Origin of the sequence: Pseudomonas sp. 11/12A, from assembly GCF_000800055.1 — a bacterium.
In the GTDB taxonomy this organism is placed as follows: Bacteria; Pseudomonadota; Gammaproteobacteria; order Pseudomonadales; family Pseudomonadaceae; genus Aquipseudomonas; species Aquipseudomonas mohnii.
Genome location: NZ_JUGV01000001.1, coordinates 3,471,593 through 3,495,255, shown reverse-complemented (window position 1 = coordinate 3,495,255; position 23,663 = coordinate 3,471,593). Strand labels below are relative to the sequence as shown.

Annotated in this window: 15 protein-coding genes and 1 other RNA gene; 9 read left to right on the top strand and 7 right to left on the bottom strand. The window is 60.5% G+C overall.

The window, feature by feature from the left end; translation table 11 throughout:
* Nucleotides 1-35 precede the first annotated feature (35 nt).
* Nucleotides 36-2,447 carry a sensor domain-containing diguanylate cyclase gene (locus GQ39_RS16020; RefSeq protein WP_047531471.1) on the top strand — a complete coding sequence of 804 codons (2,412 nt, stop codon included), beginning with the start codon at nucleotides 36-38 and terminating at the stop codon, nucleotides 2,445-2,447.
* A gap of 112 nt (nucleotides 2,448-2,559) precedes the next feature.
* Here GQ39_RS16020 and dacB read toward each other — a convergent pair whose 3' ends face one another.
* Nucleotides 2,560-4,020 (bottom strand): D-alanyl-D-alanine carboxypeptidase/D-alanyl-D-alanine endopeptidase, encoded by a 1,461-nt coding sequence (gene dacB / locus GQ39_RS16015; RefSeq protein WP_047531469.1) that lies wholly within the window; start codon nucleotides 4,018-4,020, stop codon nucleotides 2,560-2,562.
* Nucleotides 4,021-4,253: 233 nt separating this feature from the next.
* Between dacB and GQ39_RS16010 the strand changes: the two genes are divergently transcribed.
* Nucleotides 4,254-4,598 carry a YggL family protein gene (locus GQ39_RS16010; RefSeq protein WP_007896965.1) on the top strand — a complete coding sequence of 115 codons (345 nt, stop codon included), beginning with the start codon at nucleotides 4,254-4,256 and terminating at the stop codon, nucleotides 4,596-4,598.
* A gap of 113 nt (nucleotides 4,599-4,711) precedes the next feature.
* Here GQ39_RS16010 and GQ39_RS16005 read toward each other — a convergent pair whose 3' ends face one another.
* Complete coding sequence (locus GQ39_RS16005; RefSeq protein WP_047531467.1) at nucleotides 4,712-5,905, bottom strand: benzoate/H(+) symporter BenE family transporter; 1,194 nt, start codon at nucleotides 5,903-5,905, stop codon at nucleotides 4,712-4,714.
* 295 nt (nucleotides 5,906-6,200) lie between these two features.
* Between GQ39_RS16005 and GQ39_RS16000 the strand changes: the two genes are divergently transcribed.
* Entirely contained in the window at nucleotides 6,201-6,965 is a 765-nt protein-coding gene (locus GQ39_RS16000) for a GntR family transcriptional regulator (protein ID WP_047531465.1), read from the top strand.
* Nucleotides 6,966-7,122: 157 nt separating this feature from the next.
* On the opposite strand, the gene guaD is transcribed toward GQ39_RS16000, so the two are convergent.
* From guaD to xdhA, 4 genes are all read right to left on the bottom strand, one after another.
* The gene (gene guaD, locus GQ39_RS15995) at nucleotides 7,123-8,427 is read right to left on the bottom strand and encodes a guanine deaminase (RefSeq protein WP_047531463.1); all 1,305 of its coding nucleotides are present in this window, start codon (nucleotides 8,425-8,427) and stop codon (nucleotides 7,123-7,125) included.
* Between the two features lie 25 nt (nucleotides 8,428-8,452).
* Nucleotides 8,453-9,310: a xanthine dehydrogenase accessory protein XdhC gene (gene xdhC, locus GQ39_RS15990; RefSeq protein ID WP_047531461.1), complete on the bottom strand. Its 858-nt coding sequence runs from the start codon at nucleotides 9,308-9,310 to the stop codon at nucleotides 8,453-8,455.
* Between the two features lie 117 nt (nucleotides 9,311-9,427).
* Nucleotides 9,428-11,827, bottom strand: a complete 2,400-nt coding sequence (gene xdhB, locus GQ39_RS15985) for a xanthine dehydrogenase molybdopterin binding subunit (protein ID WP_047531459.1) — start codon at nucleotides 11,825-11,827, stop codon at nucleotides 9,428-9,430.
* Nucleotides 11,820-13,274: a xanthine dehydrogenase small subunit gene (gene xdhA, locus GQ39_RS15980; RefSeq protein WP_047531456.1), complete on the bottom strand. Its 1,455-nt coding sequence runs from the start codon at nucleotides 13,272-13,274 to the stop codon at nucleotides 11,820-11,822. The genes xdhB and xdhA overlap by 8 nt, the downstream gene beginning before the upstream one ends.
* A 267-nt stretch (nucleotides 13,275-13,541) precedes the next feature.
* Here xdhA and GQ39_RS15975 point away from each other — a divergent pair, with 267 nt between their 5' ends.
* The 6 genes from GQ39_RS15975 to ffs all read left to right on the top strand — a co-directional run bounded on the left by GQ39_RS15975 (nucleotide 13,542) and on the right by ffs (nucleotide 22,938).
* Complete coding sequence (locus GQ39_RS15975; protein ID WP_047538940.1) at nucleotides 13,542-14,201, top strand: GntR family transcriptional regulator; 660 nt, start codon at nucleotides 13,542-13,544, stop codon at nucleotides 14,199-14,201.
* A 2-nt stretch (nucleotides 14,202-14,203) separates the two neighbouring features.
* Complete coding sequence (smc, locus tag GQ39_RS15970) at nucleotides 14,204-17,692, top strand: chromosome segregation protein SMC (protein ID WP_047531454.1); 3,489 nt, start codon at nucleotides 14,204-14,206, stop codon at nucleotides 17,690-17,692.
* A gap of 238 nt (nucleotides 17,693-17,930) precedes the next feature.
* Complete coding sequence (zipA, locus tag GQ39_RS15965) at nucleotides 17,931-18,785, top strand: cell division protein ZipA (RefSeq protein ID WP_047531450.1); 855 nt, start codon at nucleotides 17,931-17,933, stop codon at nucleotides 18,783-18,785.
* 146 nt (nucleotides 18,786-18,931) lie between these two features.
* Nucleotides 18,932-21,289, top strand: a complete 2,358-nt coding sequence (gene ligA, locus GQ39_RS15960; protein WP_047531448.1) for an NAD-dependent DNA ligase LigA — start codon at nucleotides 18,932-18,934, stop codon at nucleotides 21,287-21,289.
* 156 nt (nucleotides 21,290-21,445) lie between these two features.
* Nucleotides 21,446-22,612 carry a zinc-binding metallopeptidase family protein gene (locus GQ39_RS15955; protein ID WP_047531446.1) on the top strand — a complete coding sequence of 389 codons (1,167 nt, stop codon included), beginning with the start codon at nucleotides 21,446-21,448 and terminating at the stop codon, nucleotides 22,610-22,612.
* 229 nt (nucleotides 22,613-22,841) lie between these two features.
* An RNA gene (gene ffs, locus GQ39_RS31585) (signal recognition particle sRNA small type) lies at nucleotides 22,842-22,938 on the top strand.
* 169 nt (nucleotides 22,939-23,107) lie between these two features.
* Here the strand turns inward: ffs and GQ39_RS15950 are convergent.
* Complete coding sequence (locus GQ39_RS15950) at nucleotides 23,108-23,434, bottom strand: helix-turn-helix domain-containing protein (protein WP_047531444.1); 327 nt, start codon at nucleotides 23,432-23,434, stop codon at nucleotides 23,108-23,110.
* Nucleotides 23,435-23,663 lie beyond the last annotated feature (229 nt).

The following is a 23,663-nucleotide window of genomic DNA, read 5'->3' as shown; positions in this document are numbered from 1 at the left end:
GGGCTTTCCTGCACCTGGCGTTTTGAGTTGCGTTTATGTCGTTGCACGCCGTGCGCCCAAAGATCCTGGGTTTTATCAGCGAAGACGTTTCGGCCTGGCTGGTCGCGCTGCTGGTATTGCTCGTCGGCGGGGTCCTCACCGGGTTGCTCGCCTGGTCGACCCTGAACCTGTTTCACCATCAACTGCGGCAACGTTTCCAACTGCTGGCCAGTGAGCGTTACAGCCGTATCGAAGAACGCTTTGAAGATCAGGAACAGCGCCTCGATGGCCTGCGCCGGTTCTTTGCCAATTCCGATGCAATCTCCCGTGAAGAATTCAACGGCTATACACAGCCTCTGTTACGCCGTACCCAAGCCTATTCGTTCGCCGAACGCATCAGTGGCGATCAGCGGGCGGCGTTCGAGCGTCGGGTGCGGGATGAGGGCCTGACGAATTTCACAGTGCGCGAGCTCACCGCCGACGGCCAACTGCAACTGGCCGGCGAGCGTGATGAGTACGTGCCGGTACTGTACAGCCAGACACAAAGCAAACTTGGGGCGCCGCTTGGCTACGACTTGCTGGCCCAGCCCTTGCGGCGCGCAACCCTGGAACGGGCCGACCAGCATCGGGGCATGGCGGTGTCGCAACCGATGCATCTGGTCAGTATCGAGCCGGCTTATGCGCGGGGCGTGCTGCTGGTCGCGCCTGTCATGTCGCGCGATGACCCCGATGCAGCGAAGAACAAGCCCTTTGGTTATGTCATGGCGGTGATCAGCATGCGCCAGTTGCTGGCCGATGGGTTGCCAGAGGCCGGGCGTGACTATCTCTCGGTGCGCATTCTCGACTTATCCACAGACGATCAGCACGAAGTGCTGTTTGAGTCACCCAATGCACCGGCCGTCAGTGAATTGTCGTCGACTCGCCTGGTGCGCCTGGCTGATCATGATTATCAGGTCGATATCCAGCCCAGCGAGGCCTTCCTGCAGGCCAACCATTCGTCGGTGACCTCGTTGGTGGTGCTCGGCGGTTTGCTCAGTGTGTTGCTCAGTGCCTTGCTTTATGTGCTGGTCAGTCAACGTCAGCGGGCGTTGAAGCTGGTCGATCAGCGGACCGAGGAACTGCGCGCTCGCGAGCAGGAATTACGCGGCACCCACGGCCAGCTGCGCGGCGTGTTGAATGCCGCGACCCAGGTAGCGATCATCGCCACGGACTTGCGTGGGGTCATCAGCACCTTCAATGCCGGCGCCGAACAGATGCTCGGCTACCGCGCTGCCGAAGTGGTGGGGCACATGACCCTGGAAAACCTGCACCTGCCCCGCGAGCTCGCTGCACGTTCGGCAGAGTTGAGCGCGCGTTATGGCAAACCGGTGCCGACCTGCCAGGCGATGCTGGTCGAGGGCAGCGTGGAAGGCAGTGTGGAGGGTGGCCATGAAGGGCGGGAATGGACGCTGGTGCGTGGCGATGGCAGCTATTTGATGGTCAACATGCTGGCGACCCCGGTGCTCGACGAGCAGGGTTTGTGGGTCGGGCACCTGGCCATTTGCATCGACATCACTGAACGCAAACGCGTGCATGAGGCGCTGGCCGCTCGGGACTTGCTGTTGAAGAAACTCAGCGCCCATGTCCCCGGCGGGATCTACCAGTTCAAGATGGAGTTCGACGGACGCTTCAGTGTGATTTACGCCAGCGACGGTATCCGCGAGATCTACGAGCTGGATCCGGACGTTCTATTGCTCAACGCCGAAGCGATGTTCACGCGGATTCACCCCCAGGACACTACTCGGGTTCGTGCTTCGATCCGCGCCTCTGCCGATACCCTCAGCCCCTGGCGTGAAGAGTACCGGGTGCAGCTTCCCCACCGTGGTCTGCGCTGGGTGCGCGGCGAGGCGACCCCGGAGGAGCTGCCTGGCGGTGGCGTACTCTGGCATGGCTATATCTCGGATATTTCCGATTTGAAACGGGTGGAAGAGGAGCTTCGGGCGCTGTCGGTCACCGACTCCCTGACCGGTATCCACAACCGCCGCTATTTCCAGGAACGCCTGACCAGCGAGATGGCCCGGGTCGAACGCGGCAGTGGAGAACTTTCGGTGATCATGCTCGACATCGACCACTTCAAGCGTATCAATGACCAATATGGTCACGCGGTGGGCGACCGGGTATTGCAGGCCGTGTGCGAGCGCATCGGCCAGCGGCTGCGTCGCACGGATGTGTTCTGTCGACTGGGTGGCGAGGAGTTCATGGTGCTTTGCCCGGATATTGGCAGCGCACAGGCCTATTTGCTGGCGGTGGAGTTGTGGCAAAGCTTGCGCAGTGCACCGATTGATGGCGTGGGGGTCGTCACGGCGAGTTTCGGGATTGCCAGCTGGCGGGTGGGTGAGGGCGCGGATGCGCTGTTGCTGCGGGCGGACTCGGGGGTCTATGTGGCAAAGCTTGAAGGTCGGGATCGGGTTCAGGGCGAGCCGGACTGACCGACGCAATCCCTGTAGGAGCCAGCCTGCTGGCGATGGTGCATCAGCTACAGAGTTGTAGACTGACACACCATCGCCAGCAGGCTGGTTCCTACACTGGTTTTGCAGTGTCTTACAGAACCGAAGCGGTCTGCGCCAGTTTCGGCTGGCGGTACAGATCAAGCAGCACCTGATCGAGCACCGACGAGGCACCGAACGGAGCCTTGTCGTTGAGGATCGCCACCACCGCCCAGGTATTGCCATTGATATCGCGGCTGAAGCCGGCGATCGCGCGCACCGTGTTCAGGGTGCCGGTCTTGACGTGGGCTTCACCGCGCATCGCGGTCGTTTTCAGGCGTTTGCGCATGGTGCCGTCGGTGCCGGCAATCGGCATCGAACTGATGTACTCGGCGGCGTAAGGGCTGTGCCACGCGGCTTGCAGCATTGACGCCATTTCCCGGGCGCTGACCCGCTCGGCGCGGGACAGGCCGGAGCCGTTCTCCATCACCAGGTGCGGCGCGGTGATGCCTTTCCTCGCCAGCCACTGACGTACCACGCGCTGGGCAGCCTTGGCATCGTCGGCATCGGCGTCGGTGCGGAATTTCTGGCCCAGGCTCAGGAACAGCTGCTGAGCCATGGTGTTGTTACTGTATTTATTGATGTCGCGGATGATCTCCGCCAGGTCCGGCGAGAATGCCCGTGCCAGCACCTTGGCATCCTTAGGCGTTGGTGCCAGGACATCCCTGCCCTGAATGCTGCCACCCAGTTCTTTCCAGATCGCGCGCACGGCGCCAGCGGTGTAGGTCGCGTGATCGAGCAGCGACAGATAAGTCTGCGAGCTGCAGCCTTCGCCCAGTTGGCCACCCACGGTCACGGTCACGCTGCCATCGGCCTGGGGCACCGGGTTGTAGCGCACGCCGCCAGTGCATTGCTTGGAATTGATGGCCTTGACCTGATTGTCGATGCGGATGCTGGCAATTGGCGGTTCCACCGAAACCAGCACTTTGCCGGAGTCGTTGCGCGCGACGAATCGCAGGGCCTTGAGGTTGACCAGCAGAGCATCGGGTTTGACCAGGAACGGCTTGTTTTCGTCATTGCCGTCGTCGTTGAACTCTGGCAGTTGCGGTTGCACGAAAAAGTTCTTATCCAGCACCAGGTCGCCGGTGACCTGGGTGACGCCATTGGCGCGCAGGTCGCGCATCAGCAGCCAGAGTTTTTCCATGTTCAGCTTCGGATCGCCGCCACCCTTGAGGTAGAGGTTGCCATTGAGGATGCCGCCGCTGAGGGTGCCGTCAGTGTAGAACTCGGTTTTCCACTGATGGTTCGGGCCGAGCATTTCCAGAGCCGCATAGGTGGTGACCAGTTTCATGGTCGAGGCCGGGTTGACCGACACATCGGCGTTGAAAACGGTCGGGGTGCCGGGGCCGGTCAGTGGAATCATCACCAGCGACAGGGCGTTGTCCTGCAATTTGCTGGCCTTTAGGGCTTTTTCAACGTTGGGCGATAACGCGGTATTGATGGGATCAGCGGAAACGGGGAGGGCCAGGGGAAGGAGAAGGCCGGCCAGCAGTAATGGACGCAACGATTTGATCATTTGAAATAAAACCCTACAGCCGAGGGGAAAAGACGAGGGCATGAAGATAAATTCCCTCAGTGGTCATGAAAGTGTCGGCATTATGCCCCAAGGTGTCGTGGCTTGTGCCGTGCCTTACCCTTCTAATCCGCTATTTTTTTACCGGGCGGTAGGGCTGGCGCCGTTCAGAGGCGAGTAATCGGCCGCTTAAACTGCTAAAGTGCCGCCCGTTATTACTTAAGAGGATTGTTCCAATGGCGACTAACCGTTCCCAGCGTCTGCGCAAAAAACTGTGCGTCGATGAATTTCAAGAGCTGGGTTTCGAACTGAACCTGGATTTCAAAGAAGATTTGGCTGATGAAGCCATTGATGCTTTCCTCGACGCGTTCCTCAAAGAAGCTATGGAAGCCAACGGTCTGGGCTATGTTGGCGGCGACGACTTCGGTCTGGTATGCCTGCAGAAGCGTGGCTCGGTGTCCGAAGAGCAGCGTGCTGCTGTTGAAGCCTGGCTCAAGGGCCGCAGTGAACTGACCGAAGCGACTGTCAGCCCGCTGATCGACGTCTGGTACCCGGAAAAGCCGATCAATCCGGTAGCTTGATGTTCAGAAAAACGGCGACCCATGGGTCGCCGTTTTTTTTTAAGAGCAAGCCTCGCCGCGGGGTGTCATGTTTCAAGCGTTATCGTTGACGACCATCGCGAGCAAGCTCGCTCCTACAGGGCTTTGCGCCAGTTCAGAATCATCAGCGTCACCACCCCCGCGACAATTCCCCAAAACGCCGAGCCAATGGAAAACAGCGTCAGCCCCGATGCCGTGACCATGAAGGTGATCAGCGCCGCTTCCCGTTCCTTTACCTCACTCATGGCGATGCTCAGACCATTGATGATCGAGCCGAACAACGCCAGCGCGGCAATCGACAGCACCAGTTCCTTGGGCAACGCCGCGAACAAGGCCGACAGCGTTGCGCCGAAAACGCCGGCGATCCCGTAGAAAACCCCGCACCACACCGCTGCCGTGTAGCGCTTGTTGCGATCCTCGTGGGCATGCGGCCCGGTGCAGATCGCTGCGCTGATGGCGGCCAGGTTGATCCCGTGGGAGCCGAAGGGCGCCAGCAGCAAGGAGGCGATGCCAGTGGTGGTGATCAGCGGTGAGGCCGGCACGGTGTAACCGTCGGCGCGCAGTACGGCGATGCCGGGCATGTTCTGCGAGGTCATTGCCACGACGAACAGCGGAATGCCGATGCTGATGGTCGCCGCCAGGGAAAAGTGTGGCGTGGTCCAGACCGGCGTGGCCACTTCCAGATGAAAGCCGCTGAAGTCCAGCAGGCCCATGAACCCCGACAACGCGGTTCCGATCAGCAATGCTCCCAGCACGGCGTAGCGGGGTGACAGGCGCTTGATCACCAGGTAGGTCAAAAACATGCCCAGCACCAGTGCCGTGCGATGCTGCGCGGCGACGAAAATCTCGCTGCCGATCTTGAACAGAATCCCAGCCAGCAACGCGGCGGCCAACGACGCCGGGATCTTTTTCACCAGGCGTTCGAAGCTGCCGGTCAGCCCGCAAATCGTCACCAGTACCGCGCAGGTTATGTAGGCACCAATGGCTTCGCCATAGCTCACGCCGCCAAGGCTGGTGATCAGCAACGCCGCCCCAGGGGTCGACCAGGCGATGGTAATCGGCGTGCGATAGCGCAGGGACAGACCGATGGAACACACCGCCATGCCGATGGAAATCGCCCAGATCCACGACGAAATCTGCCCGCTGGTCAGGCCGGCCGCTTGCCCGGCCTGGAACATCAATACCAGGGAGCTGGTATAGCCGGTCATCATGGCGATGAAACCGGCGACGATGGCCGAAGGTGATGTATCGGCCCATGGGCGCAGTTGCGTGTGCGTGGCGTCGTTCATGACGGTGGTGTTCCCTGTTCTGATAAAGATGTCCGCCACGCCACAATTCCCTTGTGGGAGCCAGCAGGCTCGCTCCCAAAAGGGAATTGTGCAAAAGGCGGATTCTGCGATTAAGCCTAAACTCAAACGTAACCAATCGTTGCAATACAGCGGAAGCAACAAACAGCCATACAGTCGTGTTGCCACTATCCATTGTGTACAATCACAGTGTTTTTTACGCGATACTTGCCAGCGACCCACTGTGCCGTATTACAGTCACGGTCAATTCGCCGCAGTTCTCCCGACTCGAGTGCCCATGAACGAACAGTTGCAGCCCCTCAAGAAACAACCGCGAGCAGGCAAAGCCGGCCGCAGCGGTACCCAGGACGATATTGTCTATGCGCATATCTTCGAGGCCATCCTCGAACAGCGTCTGGCGCCCGGCACCAAGTTGAGCGAAGAAGCGCTGGGGGAAATTTTCGGGGTCAGCCGCACCATCATTCGCCGTGCGTTGTCGCGCCTGGCTCATGAAGGTGTGGTGCTGCTGCGTCCGAATCGCGGCGCGGTGGTGGCCAGCCCGAGTGTCGAAGAGGCGCGCCAGGTGTTCATGGCCCGGCGTCTGGTAGAGCGCGCAATCACCGAACTGGCGGTGCAGCACGCCACTGCCGAGCAGATCGCCGAATTGCGTCAGATGGTCAACGACGAGCGCGACAGCTTCTCCCGTGGCGATCGCGGTGCAGGCATCCGCCTGTCGGGCGAATTCCACCTGAAACTGGCCGAAGCGGCGAAAAACGCACCATTGATCAGCTTCCAGCGCAGCCTGGTGTCCCAGACTTCGCTGATCATCGCCCAATACGAAAGCGGCAACCGTTCCCACTGCTCCTACGACGAGCACACCCAGTTGATCGACGCCATCGAGGCGCGCAACGGTGAGCTGGCGGTGGATCTGATGATGCATCACATGGATCACATCGACAGCAAGCTCAACCTTGACGAAGAAAGTGCGTCGGATGACTTGCACGCCGTGTTTTCGCATTTGTTGCAGACCAAGAAACCGGGACGTTCACCAGCGAAAATCTGAAAAACCGCGTCGCGCCTATCGCCAGCAGGCTGGCTCCCACAGGGTTTTGTGTTGAGTGCACATTTGTGGGAGCGAGCCTGCTCGCGAGAGCAATGTGACAGGCAACAAAAATCCCCCGGGCTGAAAGGCTGCGGGGGATTTTTTATGTCGGTGAAACCTAGCGCTGATGCACCAGATTCCCCGCCGCATATGTTTGCAGCACGGTCCGGTCATCCCCCAGGGTCATCAGCACGAACAACGTCTCGGCAATGTTGTTGGCCTGTTTCAGGCGATAGTCCAGCAATGGCGTGGCGTTGTAGTCCAGCACCAGGAAATCTGCGTCCGTGCCCGGCTGCAGGTTGCCGATCTTGTCTTCCAGGCGCAAGGCGCGGGCGCCGCCGAGGGTCGCCAGGTACAGTGACTTGAACGGGCTCAGGCGCGCACCTTGCAGTTGCATGACCTTGTACGCTTCGTTCAGGGTTTGCAGCAGCGAGAAACTGGTGCCGCCGCCCACATCGGTGCCCAGGCCGACGTTCAGCTTGTGCTTCTCGGCCATCGGCAGGTTGAACAGGCCACTGCCCAGGAAGAAGTTCGACGTCGGGCAGAACGCAATCGCCGACCCGGTTTCGGCCAGTCGCGCGCACTCGTCGTCGCACAGGTGCACGCCGTGGGCAAACACCGAGCGCTCGCCCAGCAACTGGTAGTGATCGTAGACGTCCAGGTAGCCCTTGCGCTCCGGGAACAATTCCTTGACCCACTCGACTTCCTTGAGGTTTTCACTGATGTGGGTCTGCATGTACAGATCCGGGTACTCACTGAGCAACTGGCCGGCGAGGGTCAGTTGTTCCGGGGTGCTGGTCGGTGCGAACCGTGGTGTCACCGCGTAGTGCAGGCGACCCTTGCCGTGCCAGCGCTCGATCAACGCCTTGCTTTCGACGTAGCTGGACTCGGCGGTGTCGGTCAGATAATCCGGGGCGTTGCGGTCCATCATGACCTTGCCGGCGATCATCCGCAGGTCCAGCTGTTCGGCGGCTTCGAAGAACGAGTTCACCGACTGCGGATGCACGCTGCCGAACACCAGCGCCGTGGTGGTGCCGTTGCGCAGCAGTTCCTTGATGAAGATGTCCGCGACTTCGTCGGCGTGGGCCTTGTCGCCGAACTGGCGCTCGCACGGGAAGGTGTAGGTATTGAGCCAGTCCAGCAGTTGCTCGCCGTAGGCGCCGACCATGCCGGTTTGCGGCAGGTGGATGTGGGTATCGATGAAGCCCGGGGTGATCAGCGCATCCTGGTAATGGGTGATCTCGATGTCTGCCGGCAGGGTCGGCAGCAGCTCACTGGCGTGACCCAGTGCACTGATTTTGCCGTTATCGACCACCAGCAGACCATCCTCGAAATACTCGTAGGAGGCTTCGATCCCCACTTCAGCGGGGTCGGCGATACTGTGCAGAATGGCGGCGCGGTAGGCTTTGCGAGTCAGAGGCATGGTCATTCTCTATTTATGAAGCTCATCAGTTTGAGGCTTTCAGTTTTGTGGCCTGACTGCGGCGCGACACGGGCAGCAGTTTGGCAATCGGTTCGGCGCTGGCGGTCTGCTGGCCGAAATTGGCGTTATAGGTGGCGATGATTTCGCCGGCGATGGAGATGGCGATTTCCACTGGCAGCTTGCCTTTGACTTCGCCGATGCCCATCGGGCAGCGCATGCGTTGCACGACGCTGTTGTCGAATCCGCGGTCGCGCAGGCGATGTTCGAACTTCACGCGTTTGGTCTTCGAGCCGATCAGGCCGAAGTAAGCGAAGTCATTGCGCTTGAGGATCGCGGCGGTGAGTTCCAGGTCGAGCTGGTGGTTGTGGGTCATGACGATGCAGTAGCAGCCAGCGGGCAGCTCGTCGATTTCGTCCACCGGTTCTTCACTGACGATCTTGCGCACGCCGTGGGGGATCTGTTGCGGGAACTCTTCCTCCCGCGAGTCGATCCAGCGCACTCGGCAGGGCAGGCTGGCCAGCAGCGGCACCAGTGCGCGGCCGACGTGGCCGGCGCCGAACACGGCGATTTGCGCCTGGACCTGGCCCATCGGTTCGAACAGCAATACGGTGGCGCCGCCGCAGCACTGGCCCAGGCTGGCGCCGAGGCTGAAGCGCTCCAGATGGGTGTCTTGCTTGCCGCTGGCGAGCATCTCGCGGGCGATCTGCATGGCCTTGTATTCCAGGTGCCCGCCACCAATGGTGTCGAACGTCTGGCGGGCGCTGATGACCATCTTCGAGCCGGCATTGCGCGGCGTCGAGCCGAGCTCTTCGATGATGGTCACCAACACGCAGGGTTCACCGCGGTTTTGCAGGTCGGCGAGGGCGTCGATCCAGTTGTACATGTCTCACCTCAACATCTCTGTTGTCTGTTCCGGCCTCATCGCCAGCAGGCTGGCTCCCACATTGGAATGCATTCCCCTGTGGGAGCCAGCCTGCTGGCGATTGGCCGCGCCTCGGGCTTAGAGCGAAGCCATCTCGGCTTCAGCCTCGACAGCCTTCGCCATCTTCAGCTGGCGCATCTGTTCACAGCCCCACAACACGCGCTCCGGGGTGGCCGGTGCGTCGATCTTCGGTTGGTGCTTGTAGTCGCCCAGGCTGGCCACGGCGTCCTTGATTGCACACCACGCGGCGATACCGAGCATGAAGGGCGGCTCGCCCACGGCCTTGGAGTGGAACACCGTGTCTTCCGGGTTCTTGCGGTTCTCCACCAGCTTCACCCGCAGGTCCAGCGGCATGTCCGCCACGGCTGGGATTTTGTAGCTGGCTGGGCCGTTGGTCATCAGCTTGCCTTTGTTGTTCCAGACCAGCTCTTCCATAGTCAGCCAGCCCATGCCCTGGATGAAGCCGCCCTCGACCTGACCGATATCGATGGCCGGGTTCAGCGAGGCGCCGACGTCGTGCAGGATGTCAGTGCGCAACATCTTGTATTCGCCGGTCAGGGTGTCGACCAGCACTTCGCAGCACGCCGCGCCGAAGGCGAAGTAGTAGAACGGACGACCACGGGCCTGGCTGCGGTCGTAGTAGATTTTCGGGGTCTTGTAGAACCCGGTACTCGACAGCGACACCTGGGCGAAATACGCCTGTTGGATCAGTGCCTCGAAGGTCAGGATGTGATCGCGAACCCGCACGTGGCCGTTGTGGAATTCCACGTCTGCTTCGCTGACCTTGTATTGCCGCGCGGCGAATTCCACCAGGCGTTGCTTGATGGTTTCGGCGGCGTTCTGCGCAGCCTTGCCGTTCAGGTCGGCGCCACTGGAGGCGGCGGTTGGCGAGGTGTTTGGCACTTTGTCGGTGTTGGTCGCGGTGATCTGCACGCGGTCCATTTCCACCTGGAACACTTCGGCCACGACCTGCGCGACTTTGGTGTTCAGGCCCTGGCCCATCTCGGTGCCGCCGTGGTTGAGGTGGATGCTGCCGTCGGTGTAGATGTGCACCAGCGCGCCGGCTTGGTTGAGGAAGCTGGCGGTGAAGGAAATACCGAATTTCACCGGGGTCAGCGCCAGGCCTTTTTTCAGGATCGGGCTGTTGGCGTTGTAGCGACGGATCGCTTCGCGGCGCTCGGCGTACTGGCTGCTTTCTTCCAGTTCGGCGGTCATTTCCTCGAGCATGTTGTGCTCGACGGTCTGGTAGTAGTGGGTGACGTTGCGCTCGGTCTTGCCGTAGTAGTTGGCCTTGCGCACGGTCAGTGGATCGAGGGCTAGATGACGGGCGATGGCGTCCATCACTTCTTCAATGGCGACCATGCCTTGCGGGCCGCCGAAACCACGGTAGGCGGTGTTCGACGCGGTGTTGGTCTTGCAGCGGTGACCGTTGATGGTCGCGTCGCCCAGGTAATACGAGTTGTCCGAGTGGAACATCGCCCGGTCGACAATCGAGGCCGACAGGTCCGGCGAGCAACCGCAGTTGCCGGCCAGTTCCAGGGCGATGCCGTGCAGGCGGCCGGTGCTGTCGAAGCCGACGTCGTACTCGACGTAGAACGGGTGACGCTTGCCGGTCATCAGCATGTCTTCGACGCGTGGCAGGCGCATCTTGGTGGGCTGTCCGGTCAGGTGCGCGATCACCGCGCACAGGCACGCCGGGCTCGCGGCCTGGGTTTCCTTGCCGCCGAAACCGCCACCCATGCGGCGCATGTCGACGACGATTTTGTTCATCGACACATCCAGCACTTCGGCCACCAGTTTCTGCACTTCGGTGGGGTTCTGGGTCGAGCAGTAGACGATCATGCCGCCGTCTTCGGTCGGCATCACCGAAGAAATCTGGGTTTCCAGGTAAAAGTGTTCCTGGCCACCGATGTGCAGCGTGCCTTGAATGCGGTGCTCGGCAGTGGCCAGTGCGCCTGCTGAATCGCCGCGTTGATGGGTGTGACTGTCGAGCACGAAGTGGCGCTTGCGCAGGGCTTCGACCACGTCCAGCACCGGTTCGAGATCTTCGTATTCGATGATCGCGGCCATCGCCGCCTTGCGCGCGGTTTCCAGGTCTTTGGCGGCAACCGCGACCACCGGTTGACCGACGAACTGCACCGTGTCGATCGCCAGCAGCGGATCGCCCGGCAACAACGGGCCGATGTCCTTCAGGCCCGGCACGTCTTCATGGGTGATGGCGATGCGCACGCCTTCGAAGGCGTAGCAAGGCGCGGTGTCGATGCGGATGATTTTCGCGTGGGCGCGGTCCGACAGGCGGGCGTATACGTGCAACTGGTTCGGAAATTCCAGGCGATCGTCGATGTACTGCGCTTCACCGGACACATGCTTGGCGGCGCTGTCATGCTTGACGCTGCGGCCGACACCGGTGGTCAGGTCCTTGGCGAACAGTTCAGCCAGTTCGGCCTGGGTCTTCTCTACGGCGTGATGATTAGACATAAGCGGTCACCCGAGTCTCGATGTGCGGTGTTTGCAGTTCGATGAAGTATTTGCGCAGCAGGTTCTGCGCGCTGAGCAGGCGATATTCCTTGCTGGCGCGGAAGTCCGAGAGCGGTGTGAAGTCTTCGGCCAGGGCCGCGCAGGCGCGTTCGACCGTGGCGTTATTGAACGGCGCACCCAGCAGCGCCGCTTCGCACGCGGCGGCCCGTTTCGGAATGGCTGCCATGCCGCCGAATGCCACGCGGGCCTCGGCGACCATGCCGTTTTCCAGGCGAATGTTGAAGGCGGCACACACTGCCGAAATGTCATCGTCCAGGCGCTTGGAGACTTTGTAGGCGCGGAACAGTTTTTCGGCGCTGGCGCGCGGCACGATGATCTTCTCGATGAACTCGCTTTCCTGGCGGGCAGTGACGCGGTAATCGATGAAGTAATCCTCCAGCGCCAGGGTGCGGCGGGTTTCGCCTTTGCACAGGACGATTTGTGCGCCGAGGGCGATCAGCAGCGGAGGCGAGTCACCGATGGGCGAGGCGTTGCCGATGTTGCCGCCGAGGGTGCCCTGGTTGCGGATCTGCAAGGAGGCAAACCGCTGGAGCAATTCGCCGAAGTCCGGGTACTCGGCTTTCAAGGCGTCGTAGCAGTCGGAGAGGGCCGTGGCGGCGCCGATTTCCAGGCGATCTTCGAAGCGCTCGATGCGTTTCATTTCGGCGACGTTGCCAACGTAAATCATCACCGGCAGCGTGCGGTGGAACTGGGTGACTTCCAGCGCCAGATCCGTGCCGCCGGCCAGCAGGCGGGCCTGTGGATAAGCGTCGTAGAGGTCGGCCAGATCGGCCACGGTCAGCGGCACCAGGCAGCGCTTGTCACCGCTGTTGAGTTCGCCGATATCGGTCGGAGCAATGGCTTTGAGGCGGGCAATGGTTTCGGCTTCACGGGCATCGAACTGGTCGGGCTGTTTACCGCAGCAGGACTGTTGGGCCGCTTCCAGAATCGGGCGATAGCCGGTGCAGCGGCAGAGGTTGCCGGCCAGGGCTTCGTGGGCTTTATGGGCGTCGGGTTCGTCGCTGTTTTTTTGCAGGGTGAACAGCGACATGACGAAGCCAGGCGTGCAAAAACCGCACTGCGAACCGTGGCACTCGACCATGGCTTTCTGCACGCTGTGCAGTTCGCCTTTGTGCTTGAGGTCTTCGACGCTGATCAGTTGCTTGCCGTGCAAGGACGACACGAAGGTCAGGCATGAGTTGAGGCTGCGATAGCGAATGTGCTCGCGGCCGTCGTCATCCGTTTGCAACTCGCCGACCACCACGGTGCAGGCGCCGCAGTCACCGCTGGCGCAGCCTTCTTTGGTGCCGGGTTTGCCCACATGGTCGCGCAGATAGTTGAGCACGGTCAGGTTCGGGTCCAGGGCGTGCTCGCTACGGAGTTCCTGGTTTAGTAAAAACTGGATCACGGAAGGCCTCGCAGACTCATTATTGTTGTTAACCGACTTGAACCGAATTTAGCAGGTCTGACTTTTCGGTCAATGATTTTCTGACTTAAAGGTCAGGAAAATGCACTTTGTCGATCGACAACCGGTTTCTTCATTATTGACCCTCGCGGGATAGCCTGCTTTTTGCTCGAATCGTGCCAAAAACCACCAGGCGGGCACTCTGCCCTGTCGTATCAATTGCGCTACACTGCGCCGCTTGTGCAGATCTACGAGTTTGAAGGGACCACCATGACGTTCAAGGCGCCGGACAGCCTCGCCGAGCAAATCGCTCACCACCTCGCCGAACGGATCATTCGCGGCGAAATGAAGCCCGGAGAGCGCATCCAGGAACAGAAGGTCACGCTTGCCCTGAACGTCAGTCGCGGTTCGGTTCGCGAGGCCCTGCTGATCCTTGAGCGCCGTCATCTGATCGCGATCCTGCCGCGACGTGGCGCCCATGTGACCGAACTCACCGCGCACAAGGTGCAGAGCCTGTGCACGCTGATGAGCGAGATGTACATCCTGCTGGGCAATGCGGTGGCCAATGGCTGGCAAGTCCAGGCGGACCTGGCGCCGTTCGTGCAGATCCAGCAGCGCCTGAGCAGCGATTTCGAGCGCCAGGACATTCGCAGCTTCGTCGATGACAGTTTCAGCGTGATGCGCGCCGCGTATCCGTTTGCCAACAACCCGTACTTGCAGGAAACCGTCGAGAATCTGCAGCCGGCCATGAGTCGAGCGTATTTTCTTGCCCTGGACCAGCGCAAAGCGTCGATGAGCGAGTTTCTGGAACTGTTCGAACGCCTGCTTGCGGCCGTGATCGCCCGTGACTTTGCGCAGATTCGCCTGGTGCTGACGGCTTACGCCCAGCGCAGCTGCGATCTGGTGATCTCCGCCCTGACGGACGCCTGATTTTGCGGCTCAAGTGCATCAAGCTGGCGGGGTTCAAGTCCTTCGTCGATCCGACCACGGTGAACTTCCCCAGTAACATGGCGGCGGTGGTCGGGCCCAATGGCTGCGGCAAGTCGAACATCATCGACGCCGTACGATGGGTCATGGGCGAGAGCTCGGCGAAGAACCTGCGCGGCGAGTCGATGACCGACGTCATCTTCAACGGCTCCACCAGCCGCAAGCCAGTGAGCCAGGCCAGTATCGAGCTGGTGTTCGACAACTCCGACGGCACGCTGCTCGGTGAATACGCCGCCTACGCGGAAATCTCCATTCGCCGCAAAGTCACCCGCGACAGCCAGACCACCTATTATCTCAACGGCACCAAATGCCGGCGTCGCGACATCACCGACATATTCCTTGGTACCGGCCTGGGCCCGCGCAGCTATTCGATCATCGAGCAGGGGATGATCTCCAAGCTGATCGAGTCCAAGCCCGAGGACCTGCGCAACTTCATCGAAGAAGCGGCGGGCATTTCCAAGTACAAGGAGCGCCGGCGCGAGACCGAAAACCGTATCCGTCGCACCCACGAAAACCTTGCGCGCCTGACCGACCTGCGCGAAGAACTTGAACGCCAGCTCGAACGCTTGCACCGTCAGGCCGAGGCCGCCAAGAAGTATCAGGAATTCAAAGGCGAAGAGCGGCAGCTCAAGGCTCAACTGTCGGCCTTGCGTTGGCAGGATCTGAACGACCAGGTTGGCCAGCGTGAAGCGATCATCGGCACCCAGGAAATTTCCTTTGAAGCCTTGGTTGCTGAGCAGCGCAATGCCGACGCGAGCATCGAGCGCCTGCGTGACGGGCATCATGACCTCTCTGAGCGCTTCAATCTGGTGCAGGGGCGTTTCTATTCGGTCGGTGGTGATATCGCCCGGGTCGAGCAGAGCATCCAGCACGGTCAGCAGCGTCTGCGCCAACTGCAGGACGATCTGAAAGAAGCCGAGCGCGCGCGCCTTGAGACCGAATCTCACCTGGGTCATGACCGCACGTTGCTGCTGACCCTCGGCGAAGAGCTGGACATGCTCACCCCTGAGCAGGAAGTCACCAGCGCCGCCGCCGAAGAGGCCGCCGCCGCGCTGGAAGAGTCCGAAACCACCATGCACGGCTGGCAGGAGCAGTGGGACACGTTCAACCTCACCGCCGCCGAACCGCGACGTCAGGCCGAAGTCCAGCAGTCGCGAATCCAGCAGCTGGAAACCAGCCTGGAGCGTCTGGCCGATCGCCAGAAGCGCCTTGGTGAAGAGCGCGCCTTGCTTTCGGCGGACCCGGAAGACGCGGCGATCATGGCGCTCAGCGAACAGCTCGCTGAATCCGAGGCGACCCTTGAGGATTTGCAGACCAGTGAGGAAGCTCAGGTCGAAAAGCTTGAGCAGCTGCGTCAGCAATTGCAGCAAGCGCTGACGGCGCAGCAGCAGGCCCAGGGCGATTTGCAGCGCCTCAATGGTCGATTGGCCTCCCTGGAAGCCTTGCAGCAAGCCGCCCTGGATCCGGGCACCGGCACCGCCGAGTGGTTGCGTGATCAACATCTGGCGGATCGCCCGCGCCTGGCCGAAGGCTTGAAGGTTGAAGCGGGTTGGGAACTGGCGGTGGAAACCGTGCTCGGTGCCGACCTGCAAGCCGTGCTGGTGGATGATTTCAACGATTTCGATTTGTCCGGGTTTGTCCAGGGCGATCTGCGTTTGCTCAGCCCCGCGACCGATGGTGTGCGGGTGCCGGGCAGTTTGCTCGACAAGGTCGAGGCGCAGATCGATCTGTCGCCGTGGCTGGGGCAGGTCAAACCGGTTGACAGTCTGGAGCAGGCGCTGGCCTTGCGTGGCCAGTTGACGGTCGGCCAGAGCCTGATCAGCCGCGACGGTTATTGGGTCGGTCGGCACTTCCTGCGTGTGCGCCGTGCCAGCGAAGCGGAAAGCGGCATGCTGGCCCGAGGTCAGGAAATCCAGACACTGGGCCTGGAGCGCGAAGAGCGCGAAGCGGCGGTCGAGACCCTGGAAACCGAATTGCAAAACCTGCGGGCGCAACAGCGTCAGCAGGAGAACGGACGCGAACACTTGCGCCGTTTGCTGCAAGACGAGGCCCGTCAACAAGGCGAATTGAAAGCCCAATTGTCGGCCGGAAAAGCCAAGGCCGAGCAGTTGACCTTGCGCCGCACGCGTCTTGATGAAGAAATCGAAGAGTTGGGCGAGCAACGGGCTCTGGAGCACGAAAGCATCGGCGAAGCGCGCCTGCAATTGCAGGAAGCCCTCGACGCCATGGCGTTGGACACCGAGCAGCGAGAGTTGCTGCTGGCCCAGCGCGACAGCTTGCGTGAGCGTCTTGACCGGGTGCGCCAGGAAGCGCGTCAGCACAAGGATCACGCCCATCAACTGGCGGTGCGATTGGGTTCGCTCAAGGCCCAGCACGATTCGACGCGACAGGCGCTGGAGCGACTGGAAATGCAGTCCGAGCGCCTGACCGAAAAACGCGAGCAGTTGAGCCTCAATCTGGAGGAGGGCGAGGCGCCGCTGGAAGAGCTGCGCCTGAAACTTGAAGAGCTGCTCGACAAGCGCATGACCGTCGACGAAGAGCTCAAGACCGCTCAGATTGCCCTGGAAGATGCCGACCGCGAACTGCGCGAGGCCGAGAAGCGCCGTACCCAGGCCGAGCAACAGTCCCAGCTGATTCGCAGTCAGCTCGAGACCCAGCGCATGGAATGGCAAGCCCTGACCGTGCGCCGCAAGGCCTTGCAGGACCAGTTGCTGGAAGACGGCTACGACTTGCACGGTGTCCTTGCCACGCTGACACCCGAAGCCAGCGAGAAGGACGCCGAGGAAGAGCTCGAACGCATCGCCGCGCGGATTCAACGCCTGGGTGCGATCAACCTCGCGGCCATCGACGAATACCAGCAACAATCGGAGCGTAAACGTTATCTGGATGCGCAGAACGATGATCTGGTCGAAGCGCTCGACACGCTGGAGAACGTGATTCGCAAGATCGACAAGGAAACCCGTAACCGCTTTAAAGATACCTTTGATCAGATCAATGGCGGTTTACAGGCACTTTTCCCGAAAGTTTTCGGTGGAGGCCGCGCGTATTTGGAACTGACGGGCGAAGATCTACTCGATACAGGGGTGACGATCATGGCGCAGCCTCCCGGCAAGAAGAACAGCACCATCCATTTGCTGTCCGGTGGCGAAAAAGCCCTGACCGCACTGGCCCTGGTTTTTGCGATCTTCAAGTTGAACCCGGCGCCGTTCTGCATGCTCGATGAAGTTGACGCACCACTGGATGACGCTAACGTTGGACGCTACGCACGGCTGGTCAAAGAGATGTCGCAGACCGTGCAGTTCATCTATATCACCCACAACAAGATCGCCATGGAAATGGCCGATCAACTGATGGGGGTGACGATGCACGAGCCTGGTTGCTCGCGTCTGGTGGCTGTCGATGTCGAGGAGGCGATGGCGATGGTCGAGGCCTGAGGGCCAGCCGCAAGTTGCAGGTTTCAAGCTGCAAGCGAGGCGGCTTGCAGCTTGAAGCTTGATGCTTGTGATTGCGCGGCCCTATAAAGTTGCCTTTGGTCGTGCTAGTTTAATGTCAATTTTTCGTGTACGTGGGCAAAACGCCTGTCAGAACATAGAGTTGGCGCCACGTTTTAAAGCGGTTTACAGGTTGTAAACCCCTTATTTTTCAGCATTTTTTATAGAGGCACGGGATTACATGGAAATCGGTCTGCGCGAGTGGCTGATCGTCATCGGCATTATTGTCATTGCCGGTATTCTTTTTGATGGCTGGCGCCGTATGCGCGGTGGCAAGGGAAAACTGAAATTCCGTCTTGATCGAAGTCTGTCCAATCTGCCGGATGAAGACACCAGTGCCGAACTGTTGGGCCCGCCTCGTGTATTGGACACTCACAAGGAACCGCAACTGGACGAGCACGATCTGCCGTCGGTGAGCATGCCGGCCCGTGAACCGCGTGAGTCGGGTTCCAAGCGCGGCAAACGCGGTCATGGCGAACCTTCGCAAGGCGACATGAACCTCAGCCTGGATCTGGACGGTGGCCCGAGCTTCAGCACTCGCGACGACGATTTCGCTGAAGACATCAAGGCAGCCCCTGCGGTCAGCGACAAGGATCATCCGCAAGCCGAAGAAGTGCTGGTGATCAGCGTGATCTGCCGCGACGCCGCTGGCTTCAAGGGCCCGGCCCTGTTGCAGAACATTCTGGAAAGCGGTCTGCGTTTTGGCGAAATGGACATCTTCCACCGTCACGAAAGCATGGCGGGCAACGGCGAAGTCCTGTTCTCCATGGCCAATGCGGTGAAGCCGGGTGTCTTCGATCTGGACGACATCGACCACTTCAGCACGCCGGCGGTGAGTTTCTTCCTGGGCCTGCCTGGCCCGCGCCATCCGAAGCAAGCCTTCGACGTGATGGTGGCGGCGGCGCGCAAACTGTCCCAGGAGCTGAACGGCGAACTGAAGGATGACCAGCGCAGCGTGCTGACGGCCCAGACCATCGAGCACTACCGTCAGCGTATCGTCGAGTTTGAACGTCGCGCCCTGACCCAGAAGCGCTAATCCAATGGCCGGGCAGGCTTCTGTGGCACAGGGGCTTGCCGTGGCAAGGGAGCAAGCTTCCTTGCCACGCTGTCCATAGCCTTGAGCTACTGTATTCAGAAAATTGAGCAGCCTCGGCTGCTCTTTTGCTTTATGAGAGAACACCCATGACTGCCGCCAAAAACCGCATTCTAGAGCTGCGCGCCGAGCTGGATCAGCACAACTATCGCTATCACGTGCTGGACGAGCCGAGCATTCCGGACGCCGAATACGATCGGTTGTTCAACGAGCTCAAGGCGCTCGAAGCTGCCAACCCGGAACTGATCACCAGTGACTCGCCAACCCAGCGAGTTGGCAGCGCGGCCCTGTCGGCGTTCACTCAGGTGCGCCACGAAGTGCCGATGCTCAGCCTCGGCAACGCCTTCGAAGAAGCCGACATGCATGAGTTCGACCGCCGGGTGACCGAAGGGCTGGATCTGCCGGCCGGTGATCTATTCGGTGGCGGCGCGACGGTCGAGTACAGTTGCGAACCAAAACTCGATGGCCTGGCGGTCAGCTTGCTGTATCAGGACGGCATGCTGGTGCGCGGTGCAACGCGCGGCGACGGCACCACCGGCGAAGACATCAGCGTCAACGTGCGCACCGTGCGCAACATTCCACTCAAGTTGCACGGGACCGGCTGGCCGGCCACCCTGGAAGTGCGCGGCGAAGTGTTCATGTCCAAGGCCGGTTTCGAGCGGCTCAATGCCACGCAACTGGAGGTCGGCGGAAAGACCTTCGCCAACCCCCGCAACGCCGCGGCGGGCAGCTTGCGTCAGCTGGATTCGAAGATCACTGCCAATCGGCCGCTGGAATTCTGCTGCTACGGCATCGGCCAGGTGTCCGCCGATATCGCCGATACGCATATCGGCAACTTGCAGCAACTCAAGGCCTGGGGCCTGCCGATCAGCCACGAGCTCAAGCTGGCGAACGGCATCGCCGAGTGCCTGGATTACTACCGCGACATCGGTGAGCGGCGCAACGCACTGCCTTACGAAATCGATGGTGTGGTGTTCAAGGTCAACAGCATTGCCGCCCAGCGCGAACTGGGTTTCCGCGCTCGCGAACCGCGCTGGGCCATCGCCCACAAGTTCCCGGCCATGGAAGAGTTGACCGAGCTGCTCGACGTCGAATTCCAGGTCGGGCGCACCGGCGCCGTCACGCCCGTGGCCCGCCTGAGGCCGGTCAAGGTGGCGGGTGTCACCGTGGCCAACGCGACGTTGCATAACATGGATGAAGTGGCGCGCCTGGGATTGATGATCGGCGACACGGTGATCATTCGCCGTGCTGGCGACGTGATTCCGCAAGTGGTTCAGGTCGTGCTCGAGCGTCGTCCGGACGATGCGCGGCCGGTGCATATTCCCGAGCAATGCCCGGTCTGCGGCTCCCATGTCGAGCGCACCCAACTGATCAAGCGCAGCAAGGGCCGCGAGACTGTCAGCGAAGGCGCGGTGTATCGCTGTGTCGGTCGACTGGCCTGCGGCGCGCAACTCAAACAGGCGATCATTCACTTCGTTTCCCGTCGCGCGATGGATATCGAAGGTCTGGGCGAAAAGAGTGTCGAGCAACTGGTGGACGAAGGTCTGGTGAGTTCGCCCGCCGATCTGTACGCGCTGACGTTCGAGCAGATCGTGGATCTGGAAGGCTTTGCCGAGCTATCGAGCAAAAACCTGCTTGCTGCAATTGAAGACAGCAAGAAGCCAGGCCTCGCGCGCTTCATTTACGCCCTGGGGATTCCCGATGTCGGCGAGGAGACGGCCAAGGTCCTGGCGCGCTCCCTGGGTTCGCTGGAGCGGGTACAGCAGGCTTTGCCGCAAGTGCTGACGTACTTGCCGGATGTCGGGCTGGAAGTCGCCCACGAGATCCACAGCTTCTTCGAAGATGCTCATAACCGGCAGGTGATCGCTGATCTGCTCAAGCACGGTTTGCAGATTCAGGATCAGGGCGAACTGGGCGCCGAGTTTGCCGCCAGCACCACCCTGGGTGGTTTCCTCGACAAACTGCACATTCCTTCGGTCGGTCCGGGCGGGGCACAGAAGCTCGCCGACAAGTTCGGTTCGCTGCAAGCGGTCATCAACGCCGACTGGCTGGATATGCGACAGGCGTTGCCGGAGAAGCAGGCCAGTTCGGTCCGCGAGTTTTTTGCGATCGAGGAACATCGTCAATTGGCCGAGGCTGCCGAAAAACAGCTGGCTGAGTTCGGCATGCACTGGCACAGCGAGAAAAAAGTCGTCGAAGGCTTGCCGCTGGCCGGTCAGACGTGGGTGTTGACGGGGTCGCTGGAGCTGATGAGTCGCGACGTGGCCAAGGACAAGCTCGAAAGCCTTGGCGCCAAGGTGGCGGGCTCGGTATCGGCCAAGACCCATTGCGTGGTCGCCGGGCCGGGTGCAGGGTCGAAATTGACCAAGGCCAATGAGCTTGGCTTGAAGGTGCTGGATGAAGAGGCGTTTGTCGGGTTCCTGAGCGGGCACGGCATTTCGGTCTGACGCCATTCGCTGGCCAGCCAGTTCCTGCAAGGGGCGACGCGATTCATTGCAGGAGCTGGCGGGTCAACGAAAACGGTATCAGTCCCGTTGAAAGTCGCGGGAACGATCGACGGCCAATCATGATCTAGTCTTGGCAAGCCCCAGGGAGAGATCGCCATGTATCGCTACTTCGACCAGCTCAGCTCACGCATCGCTGCGCCTGTCATCGGCGAAAGTTCACGCAATGGCAAGGTCTGGCCGTGCCGTTGCGGGCAATCATTGTTCTTTCGCAACAGCCAGTGCCTGGCCTGCTCGGCAGCGTTGGGCTATCACCCGCAGCTCAGTCGTGTCTCCTCACTGCAGCCGGGCGCGCAAGCGGATACCTGGTTGCTCGATGTCGACCCTGCCATGGGCGTGTTTCGCCGGTGTGCCAATCTCGACTCCCCGGCAGCCTGTAACTGGCTGTTGCCCGCCAACGATCACGATGCCTTGTGCATCGCCTGCAGCCTGAATCGCACCATCCCCGATCTGTCGATGGCCGAGAACCACGAGCGCTGGCACAAGGTCGAAACCGCCAAGCGGCGCCTGATTGCGCAATTGGTCAGCCTCGGGCTGCAGGTCATCCCGAAAACTGTCGACGAAGATACCGGCCTGGCCTTTGACTTTATCGGCATAGACCTCGAAGGCAAGCCGCCGACCACTGGCCACGCCAACGGCTTGATCACACTGGATATCAATGAGGCCGACGACGCCCATCGCGAACGGGTGCGCGTGCAAATGCACGAACCCTATCGCACCTTGCTCGGTCATTTTCGTCACGAAGTCGGGCATTACTACTGGGACCGGTTGATCGCCAGCAGTGATTGGCTCGAAGCCTTTCGCGGTGTGTTCGGTGATGAGCGCGCCAGCTACGCCGAGGCCTTGGAGGGGCATTATCAACAAGGCGCACCGCTTGACTGGCAGCAGCATTGCGTCAGCGCCTACGCCACCATGCACCCCTGGGAGGACTGGGCGGAAACCTGGGCTCACTACCTGCACATGATGGACGCGGTGGACACCGCGCTGGGCTTTGGCATGAGTGCCCGGGAAATGGATTTCGACTACCAGCCGTTCCCTTCCAGCACCCTTTATGACCCTCAGCATCCCGGTGCCGAGGCGTTCCTGTCCTTCGTCAACGCATGGATCGAACTGGCCGGCATGCTCAATGAGCTGTCGCGCAGCATGGGTCAGCCAGATTTTTACCCTTTTGTATTGCCGTCGGCGGTGATTACCAAGCTGCACTTCATTCACCTGGTCATCCAGCGTGAGGGCGGCAGGGCAGACGAGGTGCTGCAGGATCTGTAGGCGCGAGACCGCTCGCGAAGAGCGTGAGGGCGACGCGTTAATCCAGGCAGCGCGTGTCATTGTCAGTGCCTATTGCAAGCAGGCTCGCTTCTGCATGGACTGATTTTTATCGTTGTCGCATGTCCTTGACGCTGCTCATATTTTTTAATCCGCTCGAACGGTTGTAACTTCGCCGCAGATAGGTACAATGGCGCGGCTCGCCGTCAGGTGAGCGTCGTTATGGTGACCCCATCGGTCCCCCCGCAACGATTACCCGTGAACCTGGTCAGATCCGGAAGGAAGCAGCCACAGCGGGAACATTGTGTGCCGGGGTGTGGCTGGTGGGGTTGCCTCCATAACGCACCGCGAGCCCTCTCTCGCGTTATCTGTTCAAACACACTCTTCATTGCGCTGCCATGGATCTTGTCCATTGCGGTTTTTTGTCGTCTGCGATTTGCGGTTCAGGTGCAAAAAAGGAGGCCGACCTGTCGAGTGCGACAGGTCGGCCTCTCTTTTTCATTTTCTGCCATTAGGCTTGGACAAGGCCTGGTCAACCGCTGCAATCAGCTTTCCCAGATCATTTGGGGTTGCTTTATGAATGACATCGAACAGATACGCCCGCTGTTCATCTTCATCGCCCAAATCTGCGAAAAAGGCTTTCAGCTTCACGCCCAGCACATCGGCTAGTTGGAACAGAACGTCCACGCTGGGGGTATAGGTGCCGGTTTCGAAGCGGCTGATGGTTTTGGGGTCAAAACCGGTTCTTTCGCCAAGTTCAGCCTGAGTAAGCCCCGCGACCTTGCGGTAGCGCCGGATGGCTGGACCCAAACTTGAAATTTGCATTACTCAATTCCCATTTAGAATCAAGAACTTAACGATAGATTTTTGCATTAGACAACTGCTTGATCCATCACCTTGCTTTGCAAAATGTGATGTGTTTCGTAGAATTGCCCGCCAGTCAGGGCTTCAGTGACCGGATTTCAGAAATTTGAATAATGTGAAGAAGCCAGCACGGCACGCGTTCGGGCAGTTGCGTTCCTGTTAAACCAGCTCTCTAAACCTGCCGAATTTA

Excerpts from the sequence above, each read along its gene's own strand:
- ligA (WP_047531448.1), top strand. The coding sequence starts at position 18,932 with ATGACTGCCGCCAAAAACCGCATTCTAGAGCTGCGCGCCGAGCTGGAT.
- xdhB (WP_047531459.1), bottom strand. The coding sequence starts at position 11,827 with ATGTCTAATCATCACGCCGTAGAGAAGACCCAGGCCGAACTGGCTGAA.
- zipA (WP_047531450.1), top strand. The coding sequence starts at position 17,931 with ATGGAAATCGGTCTGCGCGAGTGGCTGATCGTCATCGGCATTATTGTC.
- GQ39_RS16000 (WP_047531465.1), top strand. The coding sequence starts at position 6,201 with ATGAACGAACAGTTGCAGCCCCTCAAGAAACAACCGCGAGCAGGCAAA.
- xdhC (WP_047531461.1), bottom strand. The coding sequence starts at position 9,310 with ATGTACAACTGGATCGACGCCCTCGCCGACCTGCAAAACCGCGGTGAA.
- GQ39_RS15975 (WP_047538940.1), top strand. The coding sequence starts at position 13,542 with ATGACGTTCAAGGCGCCGGACAGCCTCGCCGAGCAAATCGCTCACCAC.
- guaD (WP_047531463.1), bottom strand. The coding sequence starts at position 8,427 with ATGCCTCTGACTCGCAAAGCCTACCGCGCCGCCATTCTGCACAGTATC.
- GQ39_RS16005 (WP_047531467.1), bottom strand. The coding sequence starts at position 5,905 with ATGAACGACGCCACGCACACGCAACTGCGCCCATGGGCCGATACATCA.
- GQ39_RS15950 (WP_047531444.1), bottom strand. The coding sequence starts at position 23,434 with ATGCAAATTTCAAGTTTGGGTCCAGCCATCCGGCGCTACCGCAAGGTC.
- GQ39_RS16020 (WP_047531471.1), top strand. The coding sequence starts at position 36 with ATGTCGTTGCACGCCGTGCGCCCAAAGATCCTGGGTTTTATCAGCGAA.
- GQ39_RS15955 (WP_047531446.1), top strand. The coding sequence starts at position 21,446 with ATGTATCGCTACTTCGACCAGCTCAGCTCACGCATCGCTGCGCCTGTC.
- GQ39_RS16010 (WP_007896965.1), top strand. The coding sequence starts at position 4,254 with ATGGCGACTAACCGTTCCCAGCGTCTGCGCAAAAAACTGTGCGTCGAT.
- dacB (WP_047531469.1), bottom strand. The coding sequence starts at position 4,020 with ATGATCAAATCGTTGCGTCCATTACTGCTGGCCGGCCTTCTCCTTCCC.